Origin of the sequence: uncultured Senegalimassilia sp. (assembly GCF_934636665.1) — a bacterium.
In the GTDB taxonomy this organism is placed as follows: domain Bacteria; phylum Actinomycetota; class Coriobacteriia; order Coriobacteriales; family Eggerthellaceae; genus Senegalimassilia.
On sequence record NZ_CAKUAT010000015.1, the window covers coordinates 13,534 to 26,408 of the forward strand.

At 60.4% G+C, this 12,875-nt stretch carries 10 protein-coding genes and 2 tRNA genes; 7 read left to right on the forward strand and 5 right to left on the reverse strand.

All coding sequences use genetic code 11. From position 1 onward, the window contains the following. Positions 1–134: 134 nt before the first annotated feature. Complete coding sequence (galE, locus tag Q0G75_RS06970; protein ID WP_365910930.1) at positions 135–1,238, forward strand: UDP-glucose 4-epimerase GalE; 1,104 nt, start codon at positions 135–137, stop codon at positions 1,236–1,238. Positions 1,239–1,360: 122 nt separating this feature from the next. Here galE and Q0G75_RS06975 read toward each other — a convergent pair whose 3' ends face one another. Further along, positions 1,361–2,866, reverse strand: a complete 1,506-nt coding sequence (locus Q0G75_RS06975; protein ID WP_294415967.1) for an LCP family protein — start codon at positions 2,864–2,866, stop codon at positions 1,361–1,363. 351 nt (positions 2,867–3,217) lie between these two features. Here Q0G75_RS06975 and Q0G75_RS06980 point away from each other — a divergent pair, with 351 nt between their 5' ends. The 4 genes from Q0G75_RS06980 to Q0G75_RS06995 all read left to right on the forward strand — a co-directional run bounded on the left by Q0G75_RS06980 (position 3,218) and on the right by Q0G75_RS06995 (position 4,617). Beyond that, positions 3,218–3,544 (forward strand): helix-turn-helix transcriptional regulator, encoded by a 327-nt coding sequence (locus Q0G75_RS06980; RefSeq protein ID WP_294415973.1) that lies wholly within the window; start codon positions 3,218–3,220, stop codon positions 3,542–3,544. 127 nt (positions 3,545–3,671) lie between these two features. Continuing rightward, positions 3,672–3,746 (forward strand) — tRNA-Gly (locus tag Q0G75_RS06985). Positions 3,747–3,798: 52 nt separating this feature from the next. After that, positions 3,799–4,464 carry an HAD family hydrolase gene (locus Q0G75_RS06990; RefSeq protein WP_294415975.1) on the forward strand — a complete coding sequence of 222 codons (666 nt, stop codon included), beginning with the start codon at positions 3,799–3,801 and terminating at the stop codon, positions 4,462–4,464. 77 nt (positions 4,465–4,541) lie between these two features. Next, positions 4,542–4,617 (forward strand) — tRNA-Arg (locus Q0G75_RS06995). 222 nt (positions 4,618–4,839) lie between these two features. On the opposite strand, the gene Q0G75_RS07000 is transcribed toward Q0G75_RS06995, so the two are convergent. The 4 genes from Q0G75_RS07000 to Q0G75_RS07015 form a co-directional block, all read right to left on the reverse strand. Then, the gene (locus tag Q0G75_RS07000) at positions 4,840–6,273 is read right to left on the reverse strand and encodes an NAD(P)H-dependent oxidoreductase (RefSeq protein ID WP_365910932.1); all 1,434 of its coding nucleotides are present in this window, start codon (positions 6,271–6,273) and stop codon (positions 4,840–4,842) included. Positions 6,274–6,282: 9 nt separating this feature from the next. Beyond that, entirely contained in the window at positions 6,283–6,534 is a 252-nt protein-coding gene (locus Q0G75_RS07005) for an NAD(P)H-dependent oxidoreductase (RefSeq protein WP_294415977.1), read from the reverse strand. Between the two features lie 591 nt (positions 6,535–7,125). Further along, positions 7,126–8,379, reverse strand: coding sequence for an Nramp family divalent metal transporter (locus tag Q0G75_RS07010; protein WP_294362888.1), 1,254 nt, complete (start codon positions 8,377–8,379; stop codon positions 7,126–7,128). 174 nt (positions 8,380–8,553) lie between these two features. Then, positions 8,554–9,522: a LuxR C-terminal-related transcriptional regulator gene (locus Q0G75_RS07015; RefSeq protein WP_294415979.1), complete on the reverse strand. Its 969-nt coding sequence runs from the start codon at positions 9,520–9,522 to the stop codon at positions 8,554–8,556. 451 nt (positions 9,523–9,973) lie between these two features. On the opposite strand from Q0G75_RS07015, the gene arcA reads away from it, so the two are divergent. Beyond that, complete coding sequence (gene arcA, locus Q0G75_RS07020; protein WP_294415981.1) at positions 9,974–11,191, forward strand: arginine deiminase; 1,218 nt, start codon at positions 9,974–9,976, stop codon at positions 11,189–11,191. A gap of 218 nt (positions 11,192–11,409) precedes the next feature. Beyond that, positions 11,410–12,849, forward strand: coding sequence for a basic amino acid/polyamine antiporter (locus tag Q0G75_RS07025; RefSeq protein WP_294415982.1), 1,440 nt, complete (start codon positions 11,410–11,412; stop codon positions 12,847–12,849). Positions 12,850–12,875: the final 26 nt, after the last annotated feature.

Here is a 12,875-nt window from a genome sequence, read left to right on the forward strand (position 1 = left end):
CTCTTTACATGCAAGAGACCGGCAGACTGCTACCATGAAGCACACAAGAACGCGTTCGCGCGTACAGGGACGACCTGCTCAAAGGATAAGGAGCTTTCATGGCAAACAAAGGACTGGCGAAAGACCAGAAGGACCTGAGCATCCTGGTCACGGGCGGTGCCGGATTCATCGGCAGCCACACCTGCGTCGAACTGATTCAGCGAGGCTACAGCGTGGTCATCGTGGACGACCTGAGCAATTCCAGCCAGGTCGCCGTCGACCGCATCCGCAAGATCTGCGGGATCGGCGCCGACGACGCCCAGCTGCGTTTTTACAAGCAGAACATCTTGGACCGAGAGGCGCTTGACGCCATCTTCGCCGAAAACGACGTTGATGCCATCATCCATTTCGCCGGCTTCAAAGCAGTGGGCGAAAGCGTGCAGAAGCCGCTGGAGTACTACTGGAACAACATCGCCGGCACGCTGGTGCTGTGCGACGTGGCGCGCAACCACGGCGTGAAGAACATCGTGTTCTCCAGCAGCGCAACGGTGTACGGCGAGCCCGAGTTCATCCCCATCACCGAGGAGTGCCCCAAGCACGACTGCACCAACCCCTACGGGTGGACCAAGAGCATGCTCGAGCAGGTGCTCACCGACCTGTACGTGGGCGACAACGAGTGGAACGTCGTGCTGCTGCGCTACTTCAACCCCATCGGCGCGCATGAGAGCGGCCTGATCGGCGAGGGCCCGAAGGGCATCCCGAACAACCTGCTGCCCTACGTCGCCCAGGTTGCCGTGGGCAAGCTGGAGTGCGTCGGCGTGTTCGGCGACGACTACGACACCCCGGACGGCACGGGCGTGCGCGACTACATCCACGTGGTCGACCTGGCCCGCGGCCATGTGGCGGCGCTCGAATGGATGGGCGGCAAAGTGGGCACCGGCAAGGCGCTGGGCCTGGGGTCGCTGGAAGGCGAAGCTGCCGCCGACGGCAGCCGCCGCGGCGTAGGCATCTTTAACCTTGGCACCGGCAAGGGCTCGAGCGTGCTCGATGTCGTGCACGCGTTCGAGAAGGCCTGCGGCCACGAGATCCCTTACCAGATCAAGCCGCGCCGCGCCGGCGACGTTGCCACCAACTACGCCGCTTGCGACAAGGCACGCACCGAGCTTGGCTGGGTCGCCGAGTACGACCTTGACCGCATGTGCGCCGACAGCTGGCGTTGGCAGTCCATGAACCCCGACGGATACGCCACCGAGCAGTAACCCGTTACCCGCTGCAAATCGCACAAGGGCTCGCAATCCCATTCGGATTGCGAGCCCTTTTCGTTGGGAAGCAAAAGGGACGCAGCTTTGAACTGCGCCCCTTCGAAAATCGAGGAAACCCCCTAGTATGCGGAGCTTACGCCGGTTCCGGTTCCCGTTGCGTAACCGCCGGTTCCCGCACCGGATGCGTAGCCGCCCGTGCCGGATGCGTCGACATAGCCGCCAGTGGATGCCGCTCCGGAATAGCCCGTTCCGGCACCGGATGCGCTGGACGACGTATCGGCATAGCCGCCCGTTGCACCGCCATAGTAAGACGAAGACCCGGTTCCGCTTGCGGAGTAGCCGCCGCTATAGGCGGATGCGCCGCCCGTATCGTAATCATTGCCGGCGTACATCCCGCTACCCGTAGCGGTACCGCCCGCGGAAGAGCCGCCAGCAGAGGAGCCGGCGCCATATTTCTGCGCAAGCTTGCTGGTGGAGCCGGTGATGCCGCTGGGATCGCCGCCCTGGTCGACGACCTTCATCATCTCGGTGACCTTGTCCTCATCGGCGAACACATAGGAAACGCCGTCGACGTAGCCGGTGACGGAAGGCAGCATGGCGGAATACATGACCAGATCGCCATCGTCTTTGAACTGCTGCGCCAGCGAGATGATGTCATTGACCTTCAAGTCGGTGGTGACGCACTTGGCCGCAGCCTGGATAACGCCGGGCAGCTCGGTGACGGGCAGGGCCAGCACCTTGTCCACCAGAGCCTGGATGAGCTTTCGCTGGTTGGCCGTGCGCGTGAAGTCGCCGTCGACATAGGCACGGCTGCGCGCGAACACCAGGGCCTGCTCGCCGTTAAGGTGCTGCTCGCCGGCCTCGATGATGACGCGCGGGTTCTCGGGGTGATCGGTGGTGTTGTCGGCGTCGGTATCGTCGATGCGCTCGTCGACCATGACGTCGACGCCTCCGACGGCGTCGACCAGGCTGACCAGCTCCTCGAAGTTGACTTCGGCATAATGCGAGATGCTGGCGCCGGTGAGCTGGGTTGCCTCGCGGATGGTCGCCGCAGCGCCGCCGTAATTGTACGCAGCGTTGAACTTGTTGGTGCCGTAGCCGTCGATATCGATCATGGTGTCGCGAGGAATGGACACGAGCGTTGCCTGGTTGGAGGTCGGGTCGACGCGCACGACGATATTCGTGTCGGAACGTGCGCCGCCTTCGTCATCGCCCTCGCGCTTATCCGAGCCGATCAACATCATGTAGAACGGCTCGTTGAAGTTGGCGCTGACCAACTGCTCGTTGATGTTCTCCAGCTCCTCGGACGTTTTGCCGCCCGTATTCAGCTGGCTGTTCACGTTGTTGTACCAAACAGCGAACGCGGTTCCGCACCCGATAAGGGCGACGATCAGCGCGCAGCACACGCCAAGGGCGATCTTCTTACCCTTGGCGGACTTGCGCGAACGCTGTGCCGAATACTGTGGGTTCGAACGCGAATACTGCGACGCGCCCGCCTGATTGCGAAACGCGTTGTTTGCGCCAGGGCCTTGGGAGCCGGGAGTGAACGCCGGACGGTAGCCGGCGGGCACCTGGGAAGCTAGCGGATCGTTCGCTTGGGGACGGCGGTTCTTTTTGAATGCCATGCAAGATCTCCTCACAGCAGTCCGTTCGGGCATGCGTTACCTTCTTCCGCACCGCACAGATTCCATGCGGCTCCCCACCGGCATGGTGCCTACGCTACCCGATTTCAACTTTCCTTCAGCGGCTTGACGAACGGCCACAACCGTGCACCAAGCCCCAATTAATCATCGTGCATTGTATCATCCCAGATTGACAACCATAAAAATGGCATGCGGCCGAAACAGGGTGTTCACGGGAGCTCGCGCTCTCCCACTCCTATATATAGGTCGCAACGCTTCCTTTTCTTGAAAAAATCTCCTGGAACGTAACCGCCAGGTTACAGCGTTGCGTAACCCTGCCGTTACGCTCGATGCATGCAGACTTCCGCCCCACATATCGATGAGCTGGCGAATACGCCGAGCGACGAGCCGAAGATGGCCGTCACGCTCGGCCGCAACGTGAAGCGCCTTCGTGAACGGGGCCGGATCAACAAGACCTGCTTCGCCGCCATGGTCGGCATCGGCAGGCCGCAGCTCAACAAGATCGAGAAAGGCACGGCGAATGTCCGCCTTTCGATGGTCGAAGAGCTTGCGGATGCGCTTGAGACCACGCCGGAGAAGCTGCTGTTCGAGCGGTTCGATCCGACAAGCATCGCCATCCCGCGCAAAGCCCCTGATTGGCGGTTCGATCCGTATTCATGAGTCGGCGAGATCGTACTCATAAGCCTAGGTGTGGGGAATTTCGCATGCGTTTTCCATTCCCTGCCCCCATTCGCGCGTTTTAGGCTATAATGCCCACACGGTATGGCAAGGAGCGCCTGCCAAGTATGCGGGTGTCGCCAAGTGGTAAGGCACGAGCTTCCCAAGCTCGCATTCGCGGGTTCGAGTCCCGTCACCCGCTCCATCGATCATCAACGACGGCCGAGAGCCGTCGTTTTCATTTTCAGGAGGCAACGATGACCGAATCGCATCCGGTATTCGACACGTTCATCTTCGACCTGGACGGAACGATCCTGGACACTATGCCCGACCTCATCCACGTCACCAATGAAACGCTCGCTCATTTCGGCTACCCCACCCACACCGACGCTGCTATCCACAGCTTCGTGGGCGACGGCGCGCAACGCCTGATCTATCGCGCCCTTCCCGAAGGAACCCCTGACGCCGTGTGCGCCGAGGCGCTTGAATATTGGAAGGCGCTGTACCCCCAAACCGGGCATGCTCGCACACGCCATTACGCGCATATGCCTGAGACGCTGGCCGAGCTGAAAGCGCGAGGATGCAAGCTTGCGGTGCTCTCGAACAAATACGAGGGCGGCGTGAAGGATGTCATCCCGCGATTCCTCCCCGACCTTTTCGAGGTGCTACATGGAGAATGCGAAGGCATTCCCCGCAAGCCCGACCCCACCGGCTTGCTGCGAACCATCCGCGAGTTGGGCAGCGCTCCCGAGCGCACCGCCTATGTGGGCGACTCGGCCGGCGACATGCGCGTTGCCCACAATGCCGGAACATACGCGATCGGCGTCGACTGGGGCTACAACCCGGCGAGCACCCTGGTTGAGGCCCAGGCGGGCGCGATCATCTCCGACCCTGCGCAGCTGCTTGAGTTCGCGAGGGCGTAGCAGCCGCAAAGCTTAACCCGTGATATTGGCATGTGCGAGCATCGAGCCAAAAGGTTTAATGCTACAATGATGTGCGCGCCTCAGTAGCTCAGGGGATAGAGCACCGCTCTCCTAAAGCGGGTGTCGTACGTTCGAATCGTATCTGGGGCACCATGAAACACCAGGCCATCGGCTCAAGCCGATGGCCTTTTCATTTCCTGAGAGGCCTCATTTCCCGGCAAAGCGGATGCGCCGGGGAGAATCCGCTCGAAACTACCCGCAACTGTTATCAATAGACCGAGAAGCGCCCTTCGCTCTCAGGCGAAAGCGCAGGTACACGCACGGGCAAGGTAGTCTCAAGGGCGCTGCCATGGCTACCCGACTCCCAAATCTCGGCTACTCACGCGCGATGTGCCGGGGATACCACTTTTGGAACCAGGCGGTGAACACGCCCATCAGCGCCGGAAGAATGGAGTTAATCGCGCCGACGAAGCTGGCTGCATCCGTTTGCATGATGAAGTACGTCCAGATGGGCGTAATCAAGTACAGCACGCCCCATGCCGCGGTCAGGATGCGGTTCGTCCTCATGAAGATCGGATTGCGCAACGCCGCTTCCCCGTTGTAGCTGTTCTTCGAGTAGTGCGCGGTCAGCGGCACTTTGGAGAAGCACGTAGCCGTCCACAACGCCCCGAACAGGAAATACGACGCTGAAATGATCAGGGTAGAAGACGCTCCCGCTAGCAACGCGATGGAGCAAACGCCGACCGCCAGTGCCGAAATCTGGTCGTACACGGTCGCCTTCGTCCGCTGCATCAGGACGGGTAGCAAGACGCATACCGCTATGCTGATCAGGCTTCCCCAGAAGCCATCGATCGCAGCCGCAACCCAGAAGACGATCCAAGGAATCAAAAGCAGCAGCATGTTGGTTTTCGGCTCGCTGGCGTTCGCGCCCGCGGTAGGTCCTTCACCTGCAGCGGCTCCCTGCTCGCCAGGGCCCGGTTCGCCAGCATTCGGTTCGCCAGCATCCGCATCTTTCGCTGCGCCGAAGTAATCGCCCCAATGCATCATCAGGTCGAAATCGCCCTCGACCGAGTACAGATGCTTCATGAGCGCCTCATCGCCGGCGATCTCCCCACCGGCGATCGAGCGCCAAACGCTCAAAGGCGTGTTGATGCGCGTGGTGAAATCCGCAGAGAAGCCTTCAGCGGGTTCCGTCTCAACACGGCTCCCGCTTTCCTTAAGGACGATGCGATAGGTCTTGCCGATATCGGTATAGTTCATATCGAGCGCGATATCCCGCCCTGGCCATGCCCGCTTACGATACAAGGCCGCCATCTGCCGGGTGAACACCAGGCTAGGGTCTTCCTTCTCGCCCGATTCGCCCATTCCCCAGCTGGCATCGGCCATCGCCTCGAACACGTCGCGCGGGAACAGGTTCCGATCGAGCTTGCCACGGGTTTCCCTCGAAATCTCGCCGGAAGCGAACTCCTCCCCGGCCCTCCGAACCCAGGAGAGATACTCGTCGGTGCGATCCGCGAGCTCCTTCACCCTGAAAAGCTCGCCCTGCCCGCAGAAGATCGCCGCGTAACCGCCCTTCCCGCAAAGTCGATCGAACAAGCTGGTCACGCAATCGTAGTTGCCCTTCGCCGTGTAGAAACCGCAGGTCGAAACCACCACCGTGCGCTTGCCGCTCATATCGTAGCGAGACGGGTGGCCGCCGCTTTCCGTTTCCGCGCTCATGAAGGGCAGCGACATGGGAAGTTGGCGGTCGATTAGGTTCTTCAGCTGGCCGGGCAGCCCGAAGTAATACAAGGGGAAGCTCCAGATGATGACGTCGGCCTACAAGATCTTCTCGATGACCGCCTGCATGTCGTCATGGATGCAGCACACGCCCGGCGTCTTGCTCCAGCAGGAAAAGCAGCCCAGACAAGGCTTGATATCGAGCGCGCTGACGCTGAGGGTTTCGATTGTCGGCGCTTCCTTGCGACCGTTTTCCTCATGAGCGACGATTCCCTCAAGAAAAGCGCTGGTCAAGCGCCAGGTATTGCTTCGCTTACCCTTCGGGCTGCCGTTGATTGCCAGGATGTTCATCGGGCGCTCCTTACTTCGACGGCACATTGTCCTATCCAGTCGATGCGCCTCTGCCGGCTTCTTCAGCCGAATCTGCGGCCGCCTTCCACCGCGGGCTAGCACGGACTTCGCCATCTTCACAACCAAGCTCGGCTTACCTGCGAAGTTGACGCAAGCGCGCGAAAGCCATTCCGCTTCTGCCCTACTAGTATATTCGGCATATGAGACACCCGGGGCGACCCGAAGGTAATTGTTGGGTAAAACCGAGCAGGCTTCGACAAACCAGCACGAGGAGGCACCAAACGGGCTATCCAACCGAAAGGAGCTTCCCCGCCGATAGCGCACCTCCCCACCTCGGGGCACATACCCGAACATCTCGCGCACATGCAGCCCAACCGACATGCCAGGCAATCTGGTCAACCAGGGCAAGCAATCCCGCTGTCCGATTACAGCATCGCCCGAGCATATCCCGATAGCGAATCAAAACTACCCGCATAGCAGGTGGTTTACCGCCTCTCGCGCCAAGCGCGCAGAGGTCATCCTGAAGCCGAAAAAGGCCTGCCGGACTTTCGTCCGACAGGCCTTTGCACATGCTTTCCGTTGCCGAAGCCGCTATGCGCCGATAAGCGTTTGCAGCGTGGTCAGGAAGCTGGACATGTTACGCCAGCACATGAACAGCGTGATGCAGATGAAGATAACGCCGCAGATGTTGGAGAACGCATGGTTGCGCCACTTGCCAAGGCTCTTGCCGTTGGCAACGTACATCACGAAGAACGCCATGATGGGCAGCAGGATGGCGTTTGCCGCCTGAGCCACCAGAATCAGCTCCGTGGGGCTCTTGCCCAGCAGCACGGCCATCAGGCAGCCAGCCACCAGCACGATAATCCACACGACCTTGAACTTGAGGTCCTTCAGCGTCTTGCCCCAGCCGAGCACGCCGTTGACGGCGTAAGCAGCGGAAAGCGGGGCGGTGATGGCGCTGGAGAAACCGGCAGCCAGCAGGCCGATGCCGATGAGCACCGTGGCCCAGTTGCCCAGCAGCGGCTGCAAGGCGACGGCCATGTCCTTGCCGTTGGTGACGGTGATGCCGGCAGCGTGCATGTTAGCCGCAGCGCAGACGAGGATGGCCATGGAGATGATGCCGCCCAGGCCGATGGACAGAACGCAGTCGAAACGTGCGTCGGCGATCTGCTCGGGGTCCTTGAAACGCTCGGACGCGCCGGAAGCGTGCAGGAACAGGTTGTACGGCACGATGGTGGTGCCGATCAGGCCCACGGCGGTCAGGATGCCCTTAGCGCCAGCCTGGCCCTCGGGCAGGGAAGGCGTGAACAGGCCGGCCACGACCGCACCCCAATCAACGGGAGAGGCGAACGCGGTGATCAGGAACACCAGGCCCATGAAGATAACGATGCCCGTGAGGATCTTCTCGACCAACTTGTAAGAGCCGACCCACATAGCGGCAAAGGCCAGGATGCCCAGCACGATGACGATGGGGATCATAGGAGCATTGACTACTGCCTGGATACCCAGGATGCCGCCCGTGATGTTGCCCGTCTCGTATGCGGTGTTGCCGATGAAGATGGCGATGATAACAATCACGATTGCAATCCACTTCAGCACCGGATGCGAAATGCGATCGCGGATGTTCTCACCCAGGCCCTCCTGCGTGACGATGCCCACGCGAGCCGCCATCTCCTGGAAGATAATAGTTGCAACGGTGGCGAACAGCAGCGCCCACAACATGGTGTAGCCATAGCTTGCACCGGAGACCGTGCACGTGGTGACCGTGCCGGGACCGACGAAACCAGCTGCGACCAAAGCACCGGGGCCGATGTTCTTCAGCTTCTCGGTAATCGAGCTTGCCATCGTTCCCTCCTTTCCTACTGGGGCATCCCCGCCCCTCCTTGTGGTATATGGGGGATACTTTAGCACGCGAAAGCGATTGTGTGGCCGTTTAGATACACGCCCGTAACACAGCTCGCGGTCCAGCGGCGGCAGAGGGTAGGTTTTCAGGGACGGACGGTGAAACCGGCGCGTGCCTTACGACATCTTCCAGAAGTTTTGGATCAATTCCTGTCGGCTGGCATCGCCCGTTTTCTTCAAGATGTTGTGCACGTGCACCTTCACCGTGGAAAGCGCCAGCGACATCTCGGATGCGATGTTCTGGTTGTCCTTGCCCAACAGGATAAGGTAAAGCACCTCGCGCTCGCGCTGGGAGAGCTTATGGCGCGTGGCGAACACGTTCAGGTTCTCGACGATCTGCTGCTCCTGCTGCTTGCTACCGCCCTGCGCAGGAGGACGCTCGAAACGAAGCGAAAGCATGCGAACCCCGTTGCGCACCGCGGCCACGCCGATGACCAACATCAGCAGATTCTCCGCATAGCTGCGCTCGGCGCTGAAGATAATCGAGCCCAGGTTAACCGACGGCAAGTCCATGACCAGGAAAGAGGCGGCGTCCTCGGCCAACACGATCAGGCCGAGCACCCACGCGGCCGCATACAAACCCCGGTGCCGCCACATGCGGGCGCGCTCGGCCTCGTCCTTCTGACGCAAGAAACTATATCCCGCATACAGCAGAATCCAATACATATAGAACTGGCGAATGGACCAGAACCAGAAACGCTGCACATCGCCTTCGGGAAGAACCACCAGCGTGGCAATACTGGCAATCGCGAAAACCGCCGGCGGCACCGCGAACATGCTGCGGCGCGTTTCGTTCAGATAGTCGCAAAGCAAAACCCAGAACGCCGTGACGAACCCGCCTCCGGTCAACACCGAGGCAAGCGAACGGACCAGAAGATATCCGGAGGTGAGCGTATCCCCGCTTGAGCGAACGATGAACTCGTCCTGGAACACTAAGGAGATATCGAAGAAATAGAACGCGAAGGCGACCGACAGGAGCAGCATGGTCTTCTTGCGCGACACCAGATACGAGGACAAGCACACGGCCGCCACCAAAATGGAAACAAGCAGCATCAGCAGCGTGTAATAGAACAATGCAAGCTCCACAGGCCCCTCCGTAGAACGCTTTGCCGCCAGCCTCCCGCAGCCGGCCAAGGCAATCCTCGGTATTGTAACTACTTACCCGTACCCATTTTACCCTCAACCCCGATTCGCCACCCTGTTTACAGAAACGATGAGCGCTGAAGTCAACTAAACCGAAGAGGGTCGACGCTTTTCATCGGGATTTCCCCATACCATACCACAAGCTTCCCATCAGGGGTTTATCGCGGGTTTAGAAACAACTTCCCGGAGTTAGTCCTTGGTTCCACCTCTAAACGGGGGTCGTTAAATCCGCGTTAGACCTTCCGGATTTTACGTGGAGGTTGCAAAGTGGAGTCAACGGAACGGGGCACCGCAAACGCCCCACCCGCAAGCCCAAAGCGTTAGGCCAAGAAGCGATGGAAGGCTTGCACGGCGAAGATAGTCTTATATCCCACGAGACGAAAGAAGGTTTGCAATGGCTGGCGTGAACGTCAAAAGCGAGATCAAGCCGCTCAAGAAGGTGCTGCTGCACCGTCCCGGCAAGGAGCTGCTGAACCTCACCCCGAACACGCTCGAGGAGCTGCTGTTCGACGACATCCCGTTCTTGAAGGTTGCCCAGGAGGAGCACGACGCCTTCGCACAGGCCCTGCGCGACAACGGCGTGGAGGTCGTGTACCTGGAGGACCTGACGGCCGAGGTTCTGGCCGCCGACTCCGAGCTGCGCGAGAAGTTCCTGCTGCAGTGGATCGACGAAGCCGGCATCAAGACCGAGCGCTATCGCAAGATCATCTTCGATTACATGCAGGAGAACTACCCCGACGCCAAGGACTTCGTCCTGAAGACCATGGAGGGCATCAACCTCACCGAGCTGCACACCGACAAGTCCAACTCCCTGGTCGACCTGGTGTCCGAGGCCTCCAAGATGGTCGTCGCCCCGATGCCGAACCTGTACTTCACCCGCGACCCCTTCGCGATGATCGGCAACGGCGTTTCCATCAACCGCATGTACTCCGTCACCCGTAACCGTGAGACCATCTACGGCGAGTACATCTTCAACTACCACCCGGACTTCCAGGGCACCCCGCAGTACTACAGCCGCTACAACACATTCCACATCGAGGGCGGCGACATCCTCAACATCAACGAGCACGTGTTGGCCATCGGCATCTCCCAGCGCACCGAGCCCGACGCCATCGACGGCATCGCCCACAACATCTTCAACGACCCCACCTCCCCGGTCGACACCATCTTGGCGTTCAACATCCCGAACAACCGCGCCATGATGCACCTGGACACCGTGTTCACGCAGATCGACGTGGACAAGTTCACCATCCATCCCGGCATCATGGGTCCGCTGTCCGTGTTCGAGATCACGCCCGAGGGCGACGGCATCAAGGTGCATGAGATCAACGCCCCGCTCGAGCAGATCCTGGAGAAGTACATCGGCATGCCGGTGACACTGATCCCCTGCGGTGGTGGCGACCGTATCGCCGCCGAGCGCGAGCAGTGGAACGACGGTTCCAACACGCTGTGCATCGCTCCCGGTCGCGTGGTTGTTTACGAGCGCAACGACGTCACGAACGCCGTGCTGCGCAAGAACAACATCGACGTTATCGAGATCCCCTCGGCCGAGCTGTCCCGCGGCCGTGGCGGCCCGCGCTGCATGAGCATGCCGGTCGTGCGCGAGGACTAATCGTTTTCATCGGGGAGGCCGCCGGATCGATCGGCCTCCCCTTTGGGCAGCTTGCGAAACGACGCGCTGCCCGCAGTTTTCCATCGGTTTCGCCTCTGCGTTCCGTTTGAGCCTGTAAACACGAGATTCGCCACCGTAAGCAGGTTCGGTATGTCCGGCTAAACAAGCGGAGTCCAGGGGCGAAACCAAACAGTTGATTTCTACTAAGGAGGGAAATCATGAGCGAGAAAGCTAAAGGTATCGGCCTGTTCGGGCTGATCGGCATGGTGGTCAGTTCCTGCATCGGTTCCGGCGTGTTCGCCATCACCGGACAGCTTGCAGGCATCGCCAGCCCCGGCGCCGTGCTGGTGGCCTGGGCCGTCGTCGGTATCGGTTTCGCCGCCCTTGCCCTGTCGCTGAACAACCTGGGCGCCAAGAAGCCCGAGCTCAAGGGCATCTTCCAGTACGCCGAGGAGGGCTTCGGCCCGCTCGCCGGTTTCGTTTCCGGCTGGGGTTACTGGCTGTCCGCATGGCTGGGCAACATCGCGTTCGCCACGATGATGATGTCCACGCTGGGCTACTTCTTCCCCACCTTCCTCCCTGGCAACACCCTGCCGTGCGTGATCGTCGCCTCGTTGTTCATGTGGGCGCTGACCTTCCTGGTCATCCGCGGCGTTGAGAGCGCTTCCTTCCTGAACGCTATCGTCATGGTGGCGAAGGTTGCCTCCCTGGGCATCTTCCTGATCTTCGCCATCTTCATGTTCAACGCCGGCATCTTCACCGCCGACTTCTGGGGCAACGTGTACAACAACGCCGTCGCCGCAGGTGAAATGGGTGCTGACGCCGCTAGCATGGGCGGTCTGTTCGAGCAGGTCATGAACTGCATGATCATCATGATGTGGGTGTTCATCGGCATCGAGGGCGCAGCGGTCATGAGCTCCCGTGCCCGCAACAAGCATGAGGTGGGCAAGGCCACTGTTATCGGCCTGATTTGCCTGCTGCTCATCTACATCGGCTGCTCCGTGCTCCCCTACGGTTACATGAGCTACACCGAGATCGCTCAGCTCGACTACCCCGCAATGCTCTACGTGTTCGATTCCATGGCTCCCGGCTGGGGCGGCGCGTTCATCAGCATCGCCATCATCGTGGGCGTTGCAGGTGCTTGGCTGTCCTTCACCATGCTGCCCGCTGAGACCACTTCCGAAATGGCCGAACGTCATCTGCTCCCCGAGTCCTGGGGCAAGCTGAACAGCAAGGGTGCCCCGCAGATGAGCCTGCTGCTCGTGGGCGCTTGCATCCAGGTGTTCCTGATCGTGCTGATGTTCAGCGAGGATGCCTACAACTTCGCCTTCAGCATGTGCACCGTTTCGATCGTCATCACCTGGGCCTTCATCGCGCTGTACCAGATCAAGTTCTCCGCCAAGGAGGACAAGAACGTGGCGCAGATCGTCATCGGCCTGGTCGCCCTGGCCTTCCAGGTGGTCGGCGTGCTGTACAACGGCTGGTCGTTCCTGCTGCTCACCTGCGTGGGCTACATCCCCGGCTTCTTCGTATACGCCAAGGCCCGCAAGGACCGCGGCTACGCTCTGACCAAGGGCGAGAAGGTTGGCATGGGCGTTGTGTCCGCACTTGGCGTCGCAGCCCTGGTGCTGGTCGGCATGGGTGTGATCGGCATCTAAGCCAAATTCCCCTCCTTCGCAAGATG